The following is a 17,461-nucleotide window of genomic DNA, read 5'->3' on the forward strand; positions in this document are numbered from 1 at the left end:
GACACGAAGAATGACCATAAAACCACTTCGCTTCCTCGGGTTTGCGTTATTGTTGCTTACATATTTTACCGGTCAAGCTCTCCAACGTGATACCACAGATGTTTATCGGCTTATCGATACCGCGCGAGAAAAACACCGCCAAGGATTCGTGGACGCCGCTGAATACAACTTCAAACGAGCTGGGGAATTAGCCGATCGGTTGAATTTCGATCGGGGAATGCTTATGTATGCGGGACATTATTGTGTATTCCTATATGATCAGGTTCGTTTTGAGGAAGCCGTCGCCATGGCGCGTGTGCAACTGGAGGTCAGTACCCGGTTGGGCGACCGGCGACGCATGGGATATGCCCATAACAATTTGTCATTGCAGTACCAAGCACAAGGGAAATTGCAACGAGCTGCGGAAGCCCTGATGAAAGCGCTTGACATCTCGTCGCAAACAGTTCGTCCGACACAACAGGACCTTTCGGATCGTCGGAAGTACTACAATAACCTGAGCTCTTTATTACTCGATATGAAAGATATCGAAAAGGGACGACAGTATGCCCTGAAAGCTTATGAAGTTGCAGAAACACTAAAGGATACCCTTGCCATGGGCAGAAGCTTGGTCAACGTGGTCGTGGCTGAAGCTATGGCAAAGCGATTGGATGAAGCAGAGCAGCATGGATTACAGTTACTGGCCTTCAGCCAATCGCAGAACGATGTTCAAATGGAATTGAAAGCTTACAACAATCTTGGAGACATATACCGCATGCAACGGCGGTTTAACCTTGCCCAGAAAACTTTCAAAAAGGCGGAGCGACTCCTCCAACGGGTCCCACCTGGCAATGAAGTCTACGTCATGATGGGTTTTTCCTCAACGTATAAAGATCAAGGGGACTACGACGCTGCAAATAAGTATTATCAACGAGCCTTTCGTTTGGCCGAAAATGAACTCGCCAAACCGCAGCTCATCGAGCTATACCTTTCGGGGGCGGAGATTAAGGAACGAATGGGGTTTTACAAAGAGGCTCTGCGATTACGGAAAGAGTATGAGCAAATCAATGACTCGCTACGCAATCAGGAAGCCCACAGCACCATACAAGAACTTGAGGTGAAATACCAGACTTCTGAAAAAGAAAAGGCATTGGCAGAACGTGATCTGAAAATAAGTGAACAGCGTAGCAAACTGGAGCGGATGACCAAGTGGATTATAATTGCTACGGCTTTGGTTATCACCTTGGCCATCCTCCTAGTATCCGGCCGAATGATCAGTCAGCAGAAACGAAAAACAGCTGCGTCCGAACAGGCAAACCGTTTACTTGAGGCTCAGCTAAAAGGTGAAGAAAACGAACGGGCGCGTACCGCACGGGAATTACATGACGGGGTGGCAAGTATTCTGTCGGCAGCTAAACTGCATATACACGCCGCCGACGGCAACCGCGCAGTCCTCGATACACTGATCGGCGAACTGATTGAAACCGCTGTCCAGGAAATCCGAAACATCTCACATAACCTCGCTCCGGAGACCGTACTTAATGATGGCTTCTCCCAGGCGGTCCAAGAGTTTTGCCGACGCGTAAATTGCCCGGGACTACTACTGGAATGCTATGTGTTGGGTGAATTACCGGAACTGGAAAAAAAATCAGAACTTATGCTATATCGGGTGATTCAGGAAGCGGTGACGAATACCATAAATCACGCAGACGCCACCGAATGTATTGTCCAGCTAGTGGGGAACGGAACCAACCTATCCATCACCATCGAAGATAATGGAAAGGGATTTGACCTCCAGCAATTGAAAAAAACCGGTATAGGCTTACAAAACCTATCTTCACGGATGTTGCTGCTGAGGGCTGACCATGAAATCCATTCTACTCCAGAAGAAGGGACATCCATTTATATTGAGATTGACACTACACGCATAAAACAACAGCTCGACACTGACCGCTTTGCGCACTTTTTCGGATAACGCGATTTACGTAATGATACGGACAACATATATTTGTGTTTTCTTTTTATTTGCAAAAACTTAGAAAAATACTAGCATGATTACGATTGGAATTGTAGACGACCATTCACTCATTATTAACGGTTTGACGCATATGTTAAGCGGCATATCGGACTACCAAATACTGTTCACAGCCAATAATGGCGAACAGTTGGCAGTGGCACTGGAAATCGAACTGCCGGATGTTTTGATATTGGATATCGAACTACCAGATAGTAATGGTATTGAATTGTGTACCGCAATCTTGAAAAAGTATCCAGGACTGCCAATAGTAGCGCTCACTAATCACGATGAGATGGTGTACGTAAAAAAGATGATACGCAATGGGGCGAAGGGATATTTGCTAAAAGGAACCGATAAGCAAAATTTACTCAATGCCATCAACGCGGTGTATAAAGGTAACCAGTTCTTAGACCGCCAAGTCGAACAAGCTATTCTACAGCAAACCATTTTGGGCAGGCGTACCTCTGTCGAGGTGAAGTTGACCAAGCGGGAAAATGAAGTGTTGTCATTGATTGCTAACGAATACTCCAATCAGGAAATCGCAGATAAATTGTTTCTTAGTGTGCGCACAGTGGAATCGCACCGGCACAGCCTCAACCAGAAACTGAATATCAAGAATCCAGCTGGTTTGGTAAAAGAAGCCATGATGCGTGGCCTCATCTAAGTTCGTTAGCTTACTTCACTCCTCCAATTTACTCCTATATTGGCGATAGCATATATTTGCCTCTATCTACCTTAGTTCTCGACGGTAGCCTGTACGATAAGGTAGGTGTCGGTAAACTGGTTGAATTCGGTTATCATTCCTCCTTCTATTTTATATTCACCCATGAATGGTACTTTGAATGTCTTTTGGGAAATCTTATGGGTCCCTGAATAGTAACCTTTTACAAAAACCGTATTGTCGCAAGCGACAAAGGCGACGGTGTCGGACTGCCAATCGACCCATTGGGAATGCAGTCCCGCGAAAACACACTGGAATACATCAGTGATTCCTACATATCTGCCTCCCCCCGGAAAACCAACCATCTGGTTCCAGCGTACACCGTGGGACAGCAGTTGGGCAATATTGTGGCCATTCCCCTCTTTAAAGGATCTATAGAGTTCCTTTACGATTTCGATATTCTTTTCTTCCATAATATATTTTAGTATTAGTTTCAATGAGCGAGGAACTGTATCGGATAGGATCGGATGACACTGGGTTCGCTTTCTAGCCTTATCAACTTGCGATCCTTCCAATAGCAGCCTCTCCCGAACTGTACCCCGCCGACATAAATATCTCCATTCAGTCGTTGCAGGAACAGGGCCTGAGTGATGCGCAACAGCGGGTCGGTCTCAAGTTCTGTTCTGGTCACCGACAGCTCGGTCAGATCAGTCTGTGTATCGATCCGGAGATAAAAGGTACGGTTAGTGCTTCTCTCCCAGCCAGGAACGAAAAGCACATTGCCTTCCATTATGCCCCTTCCGAACTGATAGTTTTCTTTGGGAAGCATCAGCGCATGTCGAATCACTTTCCTGGTCTCGAGATCAATGCTGACCAGCAAATACGCTGGCTTTTTATCTTCCTTCCAAATCGCACTGACTACCAACACTAACCTGCTCATGTGGTTGCGATATGCCGAATGTATATACTGTTCGGAATATTCGGTCAGATCGACCCTTATCTTCTCGATCCCCCGAAACTGGTGACCAAGACTCACTTCTATGGCACCGGGCAAATAGGTAGCCTTTACCATTATCAGGCCATTGGTAGTGCTAAAGAGTGCAAAAGGGGTGTCCACGGGCATATCCAGTTTTTCAATACCCAACAGATTATCAATCTTATATACGTAACTGATGCTTCGATATCCCGTTGTCTGGCAGATGGAGTGAAGATACAGGTTCCCCTGACCATCCGTATGATGGGCATAGAGGTGTTCCTGCCGGTCCGTCATGAGCGTAAGGCCCACCTCCTCGGAGAGCACTTTTTTCCCCTCATAGGTAAACAGAACGATCCGGGCCGTTCCCGCTATGAGTTCCGTACCAAAATAGACCAAATTGCGGCCACCGCCCGTCTGGAGTTCATGGGCACCGCTTAGCGCGATTTTATCGTGGTTCAGGGGGATAAAAGTAGTATTGCTCGCGCCGTCTGCCGTCCAAATGGTAGGGATACCGTTAGAGGTTGTTCTAGTACTAGCAAACCCTAACACATCGACCTTTAACCCTTCTTCGTGTTGTGGTACAGGTTCCTTTCTGCCACATCCGATCAGTATGATCGCTGAAAAAATAACTATCGTCTTCTGTAACATATCATCTCTTGATAAACTCTATCCTGCGATTCTCATGACTTATGGCGGCTTTGAAGCTCTTTCCTGTCGGCTTGAAACAAGCTTACTTAAAAGCACAAATCTTGAATTTATCACTTCCCCGGCATAAGTTATATACGCTGTTAGCGGTTCGGGCTTTCTCTCGGCTTTTGTCGTTTCAAATTATCTCTTTCGTTTGTAGTGCAGTTGTGTTAGTCCCGTGTCAAATGTTTTTGAATTCATAAGTTCAATATTTTGTTCAGATCTACCGCCTTTAAAAAGTCTTGTTCCCGACCAGAATATTTAGAGCCTAAAGGCAACGCCCACATTCAATACCGTGGCGCCATAACCGATCTCTGCAAATGCGCCCACCTTTTCTGAAGCCCAGTATCTGGTTCCGATATGTAAACCCCACATCAATCCCCCTGCTGATGCCGAAACAGGTTCAGATCCTTCCCCTGACCACTTAACGGACGCCACGTTATAACCGAGCATGGCGCCTCCATACGGATCTAACCTATCTGAATTTACCTTGAGGTGGTAGGATCCCCTTGCCGCTGCCAGGATATAGCTATATTTCCATTCACCGTATTCATTCCAACGTTCTTTTTTTCTGGAGTAGGCAAGATACCCGCCCACGCTGATACGGTCAGAAAGAGCCTGTTCATAACTTACCCCAAAAGGAATGCCCAGACCGCCACCAATCCCGATACCGGCATTTAAAAATTTGTCCCCGTGCTTGAAAGACTGTGCAAAAGAACCGTTACTGCCCATCAGCAGTATGATGGCTACCGCCCCTATTGTTTTTAAAGTATTCATATATAAAATTATTTATCATTTACAATTTCCCGTTGCCATTTACAGAGTACCGTATTGGGCTTGGCAAAGGTATCCCGATTCGATGTCCTTGAAATACGTACTACTACCCAACCTGCAAATTACGTACCTCCTGAAGCCGATCCTTTTCCTGCTGTCTGACCGGTAGGTAATAGTACTGAGATGCGTCTTTGGGAAATACTACCCTAAAAAGCAGTTATCAGTAACCTTATTTTTGCTACCATGAGAATTTTTTATCTTTTATTTTGGGCTTTGGCACTGGGGTGCAGCAAAAAGGACACAACTCCAGAAGACATCGGAAAAGTAAGCGGAACCGTCAAGGATCAGTCAGGAATACCGATTCAACAGGTGCAGATAGTCGTGGACAACAGCATATTCTTTAACAGCAACATATCCACTAAAACCGGTTCCAACGGAACCTACAGTTTGGCTCTGCCAAAAACCGGGGCTTGGTATGCTTTTGCAATCCATCGAATACCTTTCAATGGAAAGACCTATCAATGCTACCTCCATCCGGATGATCCAACAGGGTTCGGTTCAGAGGGTGCTATCCGTAATTTCACATGGAAGCTTACCGGGCAGAAGGCTCAGCCTTTAACTGGGCATTATGGCGGGACAATAACGGTCGATCACTTTCCGGGAGTCTATCTGGACACAGAAGATATACAGTTCACGCTCATCCCTGAGGGTAATCTCATCGATGGTTCCCCGGGACAGACGTTAATACGATATGCTAACGACGGAATCCAGGTTTTGGATGTCCCGATCGGACGTTATAAAATGAGCGCACGGTACGGCGAGGAGTCCCTTAAACTAAGGAGGTGGAACAGCGAGGATGTGTTTGTTAAAGAACTGATCTTAGACTTTGAGCCACAGATCGATGCGCAGTGTGATAATTGTTTTAAGCTGGAATTTAATCGGTGATCTAAAAAAAAATTAGCATTGTCGTAACTCCAGCGCTCACAATGGGACTTCCCTCCAGGCTGATCGGTGAAAAAGAGATCGACCCATTGGATCATTCATTGTTCCGAGGATGGATTTATCGGTAATAACTGACGTTCGTCGGACACCCTGTCAACAAACTTGACAATCTTCGTACCTTTCGGATTGATGTTAACAAATCAATATTTCGTGAAAAGAGCATATACATTATTTTTTTTACTGTTCCTCCGGTGCGTAATGGGTCTAGGACAGCAGGTCTGTGGTAGGGTAACTGATATTCAGGGCAAACCACTGCAAGCGGCTACTATAAATATACACTGGCAGGATGATAAGAGCCACGTCGGATCGGTCAGTTCAGATTCTTCTGGACTGTTTATATTTAAGGACCTGGCCATTGATCGGTTCTATCGGGTTCGGGTGTCCCTGATCGGTTTTGAAACCTGGTCCAAAGACTCAATTGGGATAGGAGCCAACTCAACTGTCGAACTGGATGTACTAATGGTTCCGAAATCGAGCAATTTAGAGGAGGTTTCCGTGACCGCAGAACGTCCCTATATCGAGAAACGTTCCGACAGAACAGTAATCACCCCAGATGTTATGCTTACTGGTATCGGTGGAACCGCATTTGAAGCACTCGAAAAGTCTCCAGGAGTACAGCTCGACCGGAGCGGTAACATCCGTCTTTCGGGAAAGGCAGGGGTATCGGTATATGTTGACGATCGACCAGCCTACCTGACAGGGGAGGAGCTAAAGGGATATCTCCGCAGCATCCCCCTAGCACAAATTGACCGGATCGAACTGATGACCAACCCGCCATCAAATTATGACGCTGCAGGAAACGGAGGCATCATCGTGCTCCATACAAAACGTTATCGTTCCAGGGGAGTACACGGAGGTGCGAGCCTAGCCTATCAGCAGGGCAGATATGGACGGACGATCAACAGCGCCGATATAGCCATAAATAGAGAAAAATGGGCTATGGCAGCAAGCTCCTCTCTTTCAACGACAAATACTTATACAGATCTTGATATCCTCAGGGAATTCGGTGATGGACAGGTAGTAATGTCACCGATATTTTCCCAAAATACCTGGATAAGGAGAAAAGGGATATCGATCGGAGGAAGGCTTGGGACTGACTATTTTTTGGACGAAAGCAACACCTTTGGCATCAACCTGAGCCTACAATCATCCCCCATAGTACTTGAATCTTATGTCGAGAGCTGGTTTATGACATCGTCTGAAATCCTGGATTCTATCCTGCAGGCAAACAATAGGGAAGATCGCACTTTTTCGAACTTGGGTACAAACTTCAATTACCGCTATAAAAAGCCTGGTTCCGAGCAGAAGCTTACCGTAGACCTCGATTACCTTGTCTACAACGGAAACAATGAACAGTATTTCGATAATACCACCTATCTATCGAGTGGCGAACCCATAGCTCTAGAGTCACAATTCGGCAAGGTACCGAATGATATCCGTATCTATTCCGTGAAGGCTGATCTTATCCATCCCGTTGGAAACGCTCTGAGGGTATCCACGGGTCTCAAGAGCAGTAGGACCATGACCGATAACGATGCGGACTTCTATAGGATACTTGAGGAAAAGTTGATCGTCGACCTTGAAAAGACGAACCATTTCCGGTTTCGGGAATCGATTCATGCAGCCTATGTGAACATGGACGGAAAGTATGGCAACTGGAACTACCAGGCAGGGCTCCGTTTTGAAGGAACGATTTCCGGGGGACACCAATTGGGAAATGGATCTCAACCCGATTCTTCTTTCAACAGACGGAACATGGATTTTTTTCCGACCCTTTATCTGCAGTACAGACCATCCGGTGAAAGTAAACACGCTGTAAGCATGAATTACGGAAGACGAGTCGATCGGCCCCATTATGCCTGGCTGAACCCTTTTGTAACACCATTCGACAAGTACACTTACTATATAGGAACCCCTTATCTCAAGCCCTCATACATACAGCAGGCAGAGCTGGCATACAATTTCCAGCCGTTGCTGGATCTTACTTTGGCCTATGGAAAGGTAAGCGATCTGATGAGCGAGACCATAAGGATCCAGGACGGAGTATATTACAGTCAGCAGGACAATCTGGGCTTATCGACGACAATGAGCGCCACGCTCAACCTCTCCTACGTTCCGCTAAAGGGACTGACCCTGAATTGCCATGCTGCCATCCATTCAATAAATACCAAAAGTGAGATCTTTGGACAGAATATGGACACAAGGGGAACGTATCGCCTTGTCCGACCAACGATCACTTATAAACTTTCCGAAAGATGGAGTTTTCAGGTGGATGGAGAGTATCAGGGGAGCCAGAAGTTCGCTCAATTTACCATGAAGGAGCGGATTAGAGCAAATACTGCCATAAATTTTAAAATGAACAGCATCTGCTCCTTCAACTTGGCCATAACTGACCTCCTGCACAGTGATATAAATGCCGGGGATATTGGCTATCTAGGAGGTGCTTATGCAACGTTTTCTACCGTGCGTGATACCAGATTCGTCAACTTGTCCTTGCGTTACAGGTTTACCAAAGGCACTAAGAATGATCGTAATTATCAAGGCGGAGGTGCGCAGAGCGAACAGCAACGAACAGGATGAATTGCGCAACATTGTAACAGTCATGAAATGAACGCTTAAGGCACAGAAAGGTTTACACGTTTAAGAAAATGTTTTTTTTGAAAATAGTTACCTGATCATATATGCATGAAATTTTATAATGACCTTTATGTGGAAAGTGTATACCTAAAATGGATAAATGTCGAGCCCCAAGGATAAATCTGATATTATCCTATATTGCTTATTTAAAGCAGGTTATAGGAAAAAAGAAAAAGGCATACCCGAATTGAATCTGGAATATGCCTCTTTAGAGCCTTTCTGTAGCCCGTAGGGGAATCGAACCCCTGTTTCTAGAATGAAAATCTAACGTCCTAACCCCTAGACGAACGGGCCATTATTGTTTCGGTGTGCAAATATAGAGTTTAAAAAATAGTATTCAAAAATTAATTTAAGTTTTTATAAAAAATTAATCAATTCACGCATTTCGATGTCTTGATGAGAAGCGTTGTACAGGCATATTTCGCCTTTTACAATCAATATTTGAGGAGATTCGTGCCGTACGTCCCATAATTCTGCAATTTTATTGGATAGAGAACGATTAGCAATCAAATCCAAATAATAAAATTTTGCTCCCTCTGGGATTAATTCCTTGTCAAATTCTAAGCTTCTTTTTGCCATACTACTCACCGGACATCGGGTACTGTGCTTAAATAATACCACAATTTCATTGCTGGTATAGATTGCATCCAATTGATCTGCTGTGGAAAGTGTAATCCAATTCATGGTTGTTGTAATTATAACGTGGTGAATTTGCCCTCTTCCATGTCTGTAAATGCAGCAACTGTACTGAATGTGCAATCTTTTGAAGGCGAAATGGCATTTTTAAAAACGGTGGGAAGATTTAGTCCTCCGCCCACATCCTTATATCCACTAATGATATACGTGTTTTGGTTGGTCTCCGACTGAATGATCTGGCCGGTGATATTTAATGTTATTTTTCCGCTATACGTGGATCCGTCAAACAGCTGCGCACTTGAAATTGGGAATATGGTGATTTTCTCCGCATTTATTATCTTTTGGGCAGGAGCACCGGCCGTTGTACTAGCCTGATCAAAAGATGACGGTAAAAATAATAATTTCGCATCTTCGAAAAATTGCCCAATTATTTCCTGTAAATGAGATGATGTAAGCGTTTTAGAATCTTTGGTCTCTACTCCATTTAGATACAGCTTATCCAGTTGTTTGCTTTTATAATTGAACAGTAAAACTATATTATAATTAGATATGGTTTTACCTTCAAATCTGCAGCGGCCGTTAGATTTGTCGATCAAAAATGTTCTTTCTGCCGATAAGTGCTTTGTGATCTCATTGCCTTGAGAAGTGAAAAGAATAAATCTTGTGGATTCCCATTTTGATTTACCTCCTATACCTTCCCATACCGACGATAGACCGATGTTTTCTTGGGCGATTAAGTGCGTAGCTTGTTCCGTAAATAAGACGAACAATACCGACATGATTTTAAGGTAATTCATATTCTGGAATATATTTTCCATCAAGGATTTGTGACCTACGATGTGACTTTATTATCGTGTCCTTGATTTCTTTTTTGGATACGTATTATACGCCGCACAAGTGGCGTGTGAGCCGCATGAAGATAATATCGTTGTGCCGACGATAAGTAATCCTAATAAAATGAGTGACAAGTACTTCATATCTAAAAAAGTTCAAAAATGATACCAATTAGAAAGCCTTATGAATATGTGCCATCTGGATAGCGGTAATAGCGGCTTCTTCACCTTTATTACCATGTATACCACCTGCACGATCAATAGCTTGCTGTTGACTATCTGTAGTTAATACGCCAAATATAACAGGTTTATTGTATTTAATGCTAACATTACTGATTCCATTCGCTACAGCATCACAAATAAAGTCGAAATGCCTTGTTTCGCCCTGGATAACACAACCTAAGCAGATAACAGCGTCGAATTTATTGTCACGTAAAATAATATCTGCTCCGGTGATTAGCTCGTAGCTGCCCGGAACCTCCACTACTGTAATGTAATCTTCGGAAGCACCATGTTTGACTAAGCCATCTATTGCGCCGTTCAGTAATGCGCCGGTAATTGCTGCATTCCACTGCGCAACAACGATTCCGAAGTTCAATCCCGTAGCACTTTTTACTTCAATATGCGAGAAATCAGATAAGTTTTTTAATCCACTTGCCATATTTATGCTAATTAAAAAGGCTGCCTATCGTAAAGCAGCCTTGATTTGTAATACGTTTCTTAAATTATTGTTTGGCCTGAACGCGAGCTATCACAGCGTCAATCGTTGCCGCTTCCTGACTTTCGGGAAAATCGTTGCGAATACGTGTATACGATTCTTCGGCACTTTTGTATTCGTTTAATTGCTCTTGCACTAACCCTAGTTTTTTCAAAAACAGTGGTGTTGTGTAAGAATTAGAAGCCTTGCTAGCAGCTTTTTTGTACAGGTCAGCCGCTTTCTTGTAATCGTGACTTTCTGAATATGCATCACCGACCATACCTGTAACTAATGGATCTAAGATCTCACTTCCCGTATCAGAATATTTTTGAAGATATTTGATGGCTTCTTGAAAGTTTCCTTGACGTAAATATAATCCCCCTAGGTATGCGTTGGCGATGTTTGCAGATTTTGTGTTTGAATATTCGTCCGCAATTTCTTTGAAACCCAAAAACGAACCGTCGCCGTCAATAGCTTTTTTCTGTAAAGAATCGATTAAAGCATATTCTTCTGCTTTATACATTGCGTCTGCAGCAGTTTCAGCTCTTGGAGCCAAATACAATTTTTGGTAACCAATATATAATAATATAAGTACTAATATACCTCCAATGATGAAGGCGATGCTTTTTTGGTTATCCTGAAAAAATGAACCGTTTTTCTCTGTTGTATTGTTGTTCGTTGACATTAGTTTTATTTAAATAAAATACGGAACGCAAAATTACACTTTTCTCAAATACTTACAAGGGTAATTTGCATAAATTGCTAATAATATGATTTTTACTTATTGGATGACCTGTTCTTGATCTAATTGTTCGTAAATTGAGTTCTGGCTTTTAAATTCTGGGACTATCGCTTTCATTTGGCGCACAATATTCAGGTTGTTTTGCGTTTTGATGACCTCAAATAAAATAGAAAGCTGTTGGTTGATCGCTTCAAAGTTGTTTTCTCTGACTTTGGCAATCATTATTTTTTGGTGGTGGGTAGGGAGCGTATTCTCAAGATCATTCAATAATTCTTCATATAATTTCTCGCCAGGACGTAGTCCCGTGAATTTTATGTCGATATCCTGATAGGGAATATAGCCTGACAGTTTTATCATTTTTACCGCTAGATCCACGATCTTGACAGATTTTCCCATATCAAAAACAAAGATTTCTCCTCCGTTTCCCATACTACCCGCCTCAATTACCAACTGACACGCTTCGGGTATGGTCATAAAATAGCGGGTTATTTCGGGATGTGTAACGGTTAATGGACCACCCTTTTCAATTTGCTCCCTAAAACGAGGTATTACCGAACCGTTTGAGCCTAATACATTTCCAAAACGCGTCGTAATAAACTTCGTGCTATCTTTTCCGTTTTTCGATAAGGTATTGTTCAGGGACTGCACATAAATTTCGGCAATTCTTTTTGTGGCTCCCATAATATTCGTTGGGTTAACGGCCTTATCTGTTGAAACAAATACAAATTTTTGGACATCAAATTCAACCGATAGATTTGCCAAGTTGTAAGTGCCTATCACATTCGTTCGTACCCCTTCTATGGGATGGTTTTCCATCATGGGAACATGCTTATAAGCAGCGGCATGATAGACATATTGTGGCTTGAACGTTTCGAAAAGCACACGCATTCGATCTAGATTTTTTACATCGGCGATGAAGGAATGATAGACCTGATTCTTAAAGTTTTCCTGCAAATCCAATTGTAGATTATGTAACGGCGATTCGGCCTGATCACATAATATAATTAATTGGGGTTCGTATTTACCCAATTGTTTTGCAATCTCACTTCCAATCGAACCTGCAGCGCCTGTTACTAAGACCCTTTTCCCCTTGATCTTCTCCAGAATAGAGTCATTGTCTATTTTGATGGTTGATCGCTCAAGTAGATCTTCGATCTTTACTTTCTTAATTTGGTTGGGTGTTAAGTCCCCGTTCATGATATTCTTGATCGGGGGGAGGGTTAATACGTGCACATCATTTTCTAGACACACATCTATGATCTCTGATTTTTTTTCCGGACTAACCGCGTGTGTGGCAAAAATTAATTCGTCGACGGCCAGTTTTTTGAGTAGTTTAGAGAGATCATTGGTGCCATAAATTTTTACACCGTCGATAGATTTGCCTATTTTTGAGGTATTGTCGTCCAGGTACCCAACAATTATTTTATTGGTAGAAAGATCATGATCAAAGGTTCTTTTAACAGCTATTCCTAGATCGCCCGCACCAAAAACCAATACATTTCTCTTTACTCTTCTAGATGTTTTTGTGTATTGAAAGAAAATTTTTATAGAGGTCCTATAAGTAATTAATGCAGCAAATAGAAATAAAGCATAAATAATTATTAATTTTGAATCTAGAATATTAGGCAGGTGCAAAGCTAAGGCGATGAGCTTTAGTGTGAATAGAATAATAACCGTAAAGAGGATGGTGGACAGAATACGGATTGAATCTACGGCACTCGTATACCTGATAATTCCTGCATGTAATCGGAATACCCAAAATGAAATTCCTGTGATAAGCATGCCATATAAAAACTGGGATGCAAAGACGCTCGCAGATAGGTTGGAAAAATTAAAATTATTAAACAAGGTGTACGCTACTGTAAATGCAATAGCTGCAACCATTAAATCTAATAAAAATATAATCCACCTTGGAACAATTTTAATATGATTGATTAGCTTTAATAATCTCATTTTATGATTAAGTAGATAAATTACAAAAGTAAGACAAAATGCAGTTTGTTCTAACTTATATGCAAGATAAATTAAATTAGTCATTTTTTAATGCTAATTGTTTTATATATTTCCCCTTTATAAGGAGTTTTTCAATGGCAAAGAGAGGTCGAGCAAAGTATGTAAGTTTAATAATTATCACGTAAAGTAATGAGTAATCTATCAAAGATAGCCGAACAAGCTTTTTCGCAAACCCAAGAAGCATTTTCACCTATTGGGAATAAAAAAAATAGTTTAGTAATTGGTATCCCTAAGGAAATCGTTTTCCAAGAGAAGCGAGTTGCGTTGACGCCGTTATCCGTTGCCCTTTTAATAGAAAATGGGCATGAAGTGATTTTAGAATCGAAAGCAGGAGAAGCTTCCAATTTCTTCGATCATCACTATAGTGAGCAAGGTGCCCAAATTGTATCCGATAGGGAGTCTGTCTTTAAAGCGGATATTATTATTAAGATAGCAAGCCCTACGTTAGAAGAGGTGGCTATGATGAAAAATAAGCAAATCTTGTTTTCTAGCCAACAGCCTTCTTTGTTACAACAGCAGGTGCTAAATGCTTTGATGAAGAAGCAGGTAACAGCTTTGTCGTACGAATATCTTCAGGACGAAGGAGGACACCTTACAGTAGTGCGGGCGATGAGTGAAATTGTCGGTGCTACGTCAACTTTAATCGCTGCCGAATACCTTTCAAATGTATTTGGTGGTAAAGGTTTGATGTTGGGTGGAGTGACTGGTGTGCCTCCTACGGAAATGGTCATTATTGGCGCAGGGACTGTTGGAGAGTTTGCAGCCCGCACTGCGATTGCATTGGGAGCGCAGGTAAAAGTCTTTGATAGCTCCGTTTATCGGTTGAGGAGATTACAAAATAATGTGGGATCTCGGGTTTTTACATCCGTGATGCAACCTATCATTTTGAACAAGGCCGTCGTTGCTAGCGACGTGGTGATTGGTGCACTTCGCGCGAAAAATGGGCGCTCTCCTTGCATAATTTCCGAAGATACGGTTTCGAAGATGAAACCAAACTCAGTGTTGATTGACGTTAGTATCGATCAAGGGGGCTGTTTCGAAACCTCGGAAATCACCACCCACGATCATCCTATATTCAGAAAGTACGATGTCATCCATTATTGCGTCCCTAATATCGCATCGAGAGTAGCACGTACTGCTACCTATGCGTTAACGAATATTTTTACACCGATCTTGTTACAAATCGCCGAATGTGGAGGGGTGAGCAATCTGATCTGGTCGCATCACGGCGTGCGCAATGCGGTATATCTTTATCAAGGTAGTTTAACGAATAAGGATATGGCCGATAAATTTAATTTGCCCTTTAAAAATTTGGATTTAATGATCGTTGCAAATCAATAACCTTGGTGTTTAGATATAAGCCCATAACCTTAAAAAACATACTATTCTGATGAAAAATACTATTTTATTTTTAGCTTTAATGATGATATTTACTGCTTATGCTGTAGGGCAAGAAAAGCTCGAATTATATACAGATGGTCTTCCGAATGCTAAGGAAAAGGTTGATTTGGGTGACAATCTACCTGAATTGTATTTTTATAAGCCAACGGAAATCAAGCATAAGATTACTTTTTTGATTATTCCCGGTGGTGGTTATTCGCACGTCGCGATCAAACATGAAGGGCATGATGTTGCGAAAGCCCTTGCGGATCAAGGTTTTCCTGCCTTTGTTTTACGTTATAGATTACCAAAGGCGGATCAGATGTTGGATAAGCGAACTGGAGCTATTCAAGATGCGCAACAGGCACTTTCTTATATTCGTAGCTATAGTATATCGCTTGGTATCGAACAAGGAAAAGTGGGCGTTTTAGGGTTTTCGGCTGGCGGACATCTTGCGTCGACATTATCAACCCATTTTGATACGGATTATTTGGATAAGGGACGATCTTCGGTTACCTTAAGACCCGATTTTTCGGTGTTATTGTACCCGGTTATATCCATGAACGACGATATTACACATAAAGGTTCAAAGAAAAATTTAATCGGTCCTGATTTCTTGCAATCCGATGTAGATCGTTTTTCCAACGAGCTTAATGTAACAAAGAATACACCACCTGCTTACTTAATGCATGCCGTCGATGATAAGGTTGTGCCTATTGAAAATGCAGAGCGGTATCGAAATTCGCTTCAAAAAAATGGCGTAGCGTGTAAACTGTTTGTATATGATACCGGAGGGCACGGTTTTGGCCTGGTAAATAAAACGGACGCGCGTTCGTGGTTTGATGATATGATAGTATGGTTGAACGATTTGAAATTTTAACGGGCTAAATGAAAAAATTAGTAGTATACCTGTTTATTTGCTTGTGTTTGACGGTAGATTCGAATGCACAGGAGTGGAAAATTGGCCTTAATGAAACGGTTCCTCCTTTTGAAGTGGTGCAAAAGGATGGCACTAAGACAAACGCTGAAGCGTTGAAGGGGAAAGTCGTGTTGATTAATTTCTTTGCCACGTGGTGCCCTCCTTGCCGTGCTGAGTTGCCACGCCTGCAAGCAGAAATTTGGGAGAGGTGGAAATCAACTGGTGATTTTCATGTCCTGGTATTAGCGAGGGAAGAGGGTTGGGATAAATTGGATCCCTTCATGGCTGCCAACAATTATACATTTCCTGTTTTTCCGGATATGGAAAGGGCCATCTTTCGTTTATTTGCCGAAAATACCATTCCAAGGAATGTGTTGCTGAATAGGGAAGGTGAAGTAATTTATCAATCTATTGGTTACGAATCCAAGGAGTTTGACAAGCTAATAAGACGAATTGACGATGAGCTTAAAAAGTAATGTAGTTACTAAAAGTCATATTTACCTTGGTATTTTTCGCTAGCGGAGTGGATTGTTTGACTATGGCTCTGATTGATAAGCTATCATTTCCAACGAGGTATTCGCTATAAAATCCGCGGAATCTTATCTCTTTTATCCAGAATTCGCCGGATTGGTCTGCTGTAACATCTATCCATTCCTGATGGACAGCTACTTTCGTAGAAGTATTCAGGCCAAATATAGGAGATTGGGATGGTGTTAAAATATTGCTTTTTGCTAATAAAAGGGCTGTATAGGGATCATTAGGAGAATAATATAAATCTTTGGGAACACCTTGGTCAACTATTTTTCCGTTACGCATAACGATTAGTGCATCAGCCATTCCCAATACCTCTGCAGGATCGTGAGATACTAACACTACCGTTAACCCTGTTTCTTCTACAATGTGGCGGATGTCCTGCTGAAGTGAATCACGAAAAGCGGCGTCTACTTGGTTAAAAGGCTCATCCATTAAGAGAACTTCTGGTTCATTAATAAGTGCTCTGGAAATTGCGACACGTTGTTTTTCACCACCGCTTAGATCTGCAACACGGTGTTGTGCCAAGTGGTCGATTTTAAGTTTTTCTAGGATCGCTTGGGTTTTATTTTTTTTATTTTCTAAATCCGTATTGGAAAGCTGGGAGGCGATATTATCCCATACTTTTGCGTATAAATTAAGGTCGTCAAATCCCTGTGAAACCAACTTCATGGCATCGTGCCCCGGGATTAATTTGTCTTTACGTGTCGGTACAAGCCAACCCCTGTATCGTAGCTCTCCGGTGTTAGGTTCCAGAAGACCGTAGATCAATTTCAATAGGGTGCTCTTACCAGATCCAGACTCCCCGATAATGGCTGTAATTTTGTTCTCTTCAATGGAAAAATCAACATGGTTTACAGCGATCACCTCCTCCTTACCTTCAAAAATGCAAGAAATGTTTTCTCCATGAATGAGGGATAAACCTTCTTTTTGAATATCTGTAGGGATGTATTTGCAGGAAGTGGAGTTGTTGTTCATAA

Annotated in this window: 16 protein-coding genes and 1 tRNA gene; 7 read left to right on the forward strand and 10 right to left on the reverse strand. The window is 42.3% G+C overall.

Annotated elements, in window-relative coordinates:
• The first annotated feature begins 10 nt into the window (after positions 1-10).
• A complete protein-coding gene (locus C4F40_RS14450; protein ID WP_196940088.1) occupies positions 11-1,951 on the forward strand; it encodes a tetratricopeptide repeat-containing sensor histidine kinase in 1,941 nt (646 codons plus the stop codon).
• A 76-nt stretch (positions 1,952-2,027) separates the two neighbouring features.
• Positions 2,028-2,657, forward strand: coding sequence for a response regulator (locus C4F40_RS14455; RefSeq protein WP_196940089.1), 630 nt, complete (start codon positions 2,028-2,030; stop codon positions 2,655-2,657).
• Positions 2,658-2,728: 71 nt separating this feature from the next.
• Here C4F40_RS14455 and C4F40_RS14460 read toward each other — a convergent pair whose 3' ends face one another.
• From C4F40_RS14460 to C4F40_RS14470, 3 genes are all read right to left on the reverse strand, one after another.
• Complete coding sequence (locus C4F40_RS14460) at positions 2,729-3,127, reverse strand: nuclear transport factor 2 family protein (protein WP_196940090.1); 399 nt, start codon at positions 3,125-3,127, stop codon at positions 2,729-2,731.
• A gap of 20 nt (positions 3,128-3,147) precedes the next feature.
• Positions 3,148-4,278 (reverse strand): hypothetical protein, encoded by a 1,131-nt coding sequence (locus C4F40_RS14465; RefSeq protein ID WP_196940091.1) that lies wholly within the window; start codon positions 4,276-4,278, stop codon positions 3,148-3,150.
• Positions 4,279-4,578: 300 nt separating this feature from the next.
• Positions 4,579-5,094: a hypothetical protein gene (locus C4F40_RS14470; protein ID WP_196940092.1), complete on the reverse strand. Its 516-nt coding sequence runs from the start codon at positions 5,092-5,094 to the stop codon at positions 4,579-4,581.
• Positions 5,095-5,334: 240 nt separating this feature from the next.
• Here C4F40_RS14470 and C4F40_RS14475 point away from each other — a divergent pair, with 240 nt between their 5' ends.
• Both C4F40_RS14475 and C4F40_RS14480 read left to right on the forward strand, forming a co-directional pair.
• The gene (locus tag C4F40_RS14475; RefSeq protein ID WP_196940093.1) at positions 5,335-6,036 is read left to right on the forward strand and encodes a carboxypeptidase-like regulatory domain-containing protein; all 702 of its coding nucleotides are present in this window, start codon (positions 5,335-5,337) and stop codon (positions 6,034-6,036) included.
• A gap of 207 nt (positions 6,037-6,243) precedes the next feature.
• Positions 6,244-8,673 (forward strand): TonB-dependent receptor, encoded by a 2,430-nt coding sequence (locus C4F40_RS14480; protein ID WP_196940094.1) that lies wholly within the window; start codon positions 6,244-6,246, stop codon positions 8,671-8,673.
• A gap of 279 nt (positions 8,674-8,952) precedes the next feature.
• On the opposite strand, the gene C4F40_RS14485 is transcribed toward C4F40_RS14480, so the two are convergent.
• The 6 genes from C4F40_RS14485 to C4F40_RS14510 form a co-directional block, all read right to left on the reverse strand.
• Positions 8,953-9,024 (reverse strand) — tRNA-Glu (locus C4F40_RS14485).
• A 63-nt stretch (positions 9,025-9,087) separates the two neighbouring features.
• The gene (ytxJ, locus tag C4F40_RS14490; RefSeq protein WP_196940095.1) at positions 9,088-9,414 is read right to left on the reverse strand and encodes a bacillithiol system redox-active protein YtxJ; all 327 of its coding nucleotides are present in this window, start codon (positions 9,412-9,414) and stop codon (positions 9,088-9,090) included.
• An 11-nt stretch (positions 9,415-9,425) separates the two neighbouring features.
• Positions 9,426-10,184: a hypothetical protein gene (locus C4F40_RS14495; protein WP_196940096.1), complete on the reverse strand. Its 759-nt coding sequence runs from the start codon at positions 10,182-10,184 to the stop codon at positions 9,426-9,428.
• A gap of 187 nt (positions 10,185-10,371) precedes the next feature.
• Positions 10,372-10,860: a 6,7-dimethyl-8-ribityllumazine synthase gene (gene ribH / locus C4F40_RS14500; protein ID WP_196940097.1), complete on the reverse strand. Its 489-nt coding sequence runs from the start codon at positions 10,858-10,860 to the stop codon at positions 10,372-10,374.
• A gap of 64 nt (positions 10,861-10,924) precedes the next feature.
• Positions 10,925-11,581 carry a tetratricopeptide repeat protein gene (locus tag C4F40_RS14505; protein ID WP_196940098.1) on the reverse strand — a complete coding sequence of 219 codons (657 nt, stop codon included), beginning with the start codon at positions 11,579-11,581 and terminating at the stop codon, positions 10,925-10,927.
• A gap of 96 nt (positions 11,582-11,677) precedes the next feature.
• The gene (locus tag C4F40_RS14510; protein WP_196940099.1) at positions 11,678-13,591 is read right to left on the reverse strand and encodes a polysaccharide biosynthesis protein; all 1,914 of its coding nucleotides are present in this window, start codon (positions 13,589-13,591) and stop codon (positions 11,678-11,680) included.
• A 189-nt stretch (positions 13,592-13,780) separates the two neighbouring features.
• Here C4F40_RS14510 and C4F40_RS14515 point away from each other — a divergent pair, with 189 nt between their 5' ends.
• The 3 genes from C4F40_RS14515 to C4F40_RS14525 are packed head-to-tail and all read left to right on the forward strand — an operon-like array spanning position 13,781 to position 16,426.
• A complete protein-coding gene (locus C4F40_RS14515) occupies positions 13,781-14,992 on the forward strand; it encodes an alanine dehydrogenase (protein ID WP_196940100.1) in 1,212 nt (403 codons plus the stop codon).
• A gap of 49 nt (positions 14,993-15,041) precedes the next feature.
• On the forward strand, positions 15,042-15,911 hold the full coding sequence (locus C4F40_RS14520) for an alpha/beta hydrolase (protein WP_196940101.1): 870 nt from the start codon (positions 15,042-15,044) through the stop codon (positions 15,909-15,911).
• Positions 15,912-15,919: 8 nt separating this feature from the next.
• On the forward strand, positions 15,920-16,426 hold the full coding sequence (locus C4F40_RS14525) for a TlpA family protein disulfide reductase (RefSeq protein ID WP_196940102.1): 507 nt from the start codon (positions 15,920-15,922) through the stop codon (positions 16,424-16,426).
• Here the strand turns inward: C4F40_RS14525 and C4F40_RS14530 are convergent.
• Complete coding sequence (locus C4F40_RS14530) at positions 16,416-17,459, reverse strand: ABC transporter ATP-binding protein (RefSeq protein ID WP_196940103.1); 1,044 nt, start codon at positions 17,457-17,459, stop codon at positions 16,416-16,418. The two genes, C4F40_RS14525 and C4F40_RS14530, sit on opposite strands and share 11 nt — an antisense overlap.
• Positions 17,460-17,461 lie beyond the last annotated feature (2 nt).

Source organism: Sphingobacterium pedocola (assembly GCF_015209965.1).
GTDB lineage: Bacteria > Bacteroidota > Bacteroidia > Sphingobacteriales > Sphingobacteriaceae > Sphingobacterium > Sphingobacterium pedocola.

Excerpts from the sequence above, each read along its gene's own strand:
- C4F40_RS14450 (WP_196940088.1), top strand. The coding sequence starts at position 11 with ATGACCATAAAACCACTTCGCTTCCTCGGGTTTGCGTTATTGTTGCTT.
- C4F40_RS14455 (WP_196940089.1), top strand. The coding sequence starts at position 2,028 with ATGATTACGATTGGAATTGTAGACGACCATTCACTCATTATTAACGGT.
- C4F40_RS14460 (WP_196940090.1), bottom strand. The coding sequence starts at position 3,127 with ATGGAAGAAAAGAATATCGAAATCGTAAAGGAACTCTATAGATCCTTT.
- C4F40_RS14465 (WP_196940091.1), bottom strand. The coding sequence starts at position 4,278 with ATGTTACAGAAGACGATAGTTATTTTTTCAGCGATCATACTGATCGGA.
- C4F40_RS14470 (WP_196940092.1), bottom strand. The coding sequence starts at position 5,094 with ATGAATACTTTAAAAACAATAGGGGCGGTAGCCATCATACTGCTGATG.
- C4F40_RS14475 (WP_196940093.1), top strand. The coding sequence starts at position 5,335 with ATGAGAATTTTTTATCTTTTATTTTGGGCTTTGGCACTGGGGTGCAGC.
- ytxJ (WP_196940095.1), bottom strand. The coding sequence starts at position 9,414 with ATGAATTGGATTACACTTTCCACAGCAGATCAATTGGATGCAATCTAT.
- C4F40_RS14495 (WP_196940096.1), bottom strand. The coding sequence starts at position 10,184 with ATGGAAAATATATTCCAGAATATGAATTACCTTAAAATCATGTCGGTA.
- ribH (WP_196940097.1), bottom strand. The coding sequence starts at position 10,860 with ATGGCAAGTGGATTAAAAAACTTATCTGATTTCTCGCATATTGAAGTA.
- C4F40_RS14505 (WP_196940098.1), bottom strand. The coding sequence starts at position 11,581 with ATGTCAACGAACAACAATACAACAGAGAAAAACGGTTCATTTTTTCAG.
- C4F40_RS14510 (WP_196940099.1), bottom strand. The coding sequence starts at position 13,591 with ATGAGATTATTAAAGCTAATCAATCATATTAAAATTGTTCCAAGGTGG.
- C4F40_RS14515 (WP_196940100.1), top strand. The coding sequence starts at position 13,781 with ATGAGTAATCTATCAAAGATAGCCGAACAAGCTTTTTCGCAAACCCAA.
- C4F40_RS14520 (WP_196940101.1), top strand. The coding sequence starts at position 15,042 with ATGAAAAATACTATTTTATTTTTAGCTTTAATGATGATATTTACTGCT.
- C4F40_RS14525 (WP_196940102.1), top strand. The coding sequence starts at position 15,920 with ATGAAAAAATTAGTAGTATACCTGTTTATTTGCTTGTGTTTGACGGTA.
- C4F40_RS14530 (WP_196940103.1), bottom strand. The coding sequence starts at position 17,459 with ATGAACAACAACTCCACTTCCTGCAAATACATCCCTACAGATATTCAA.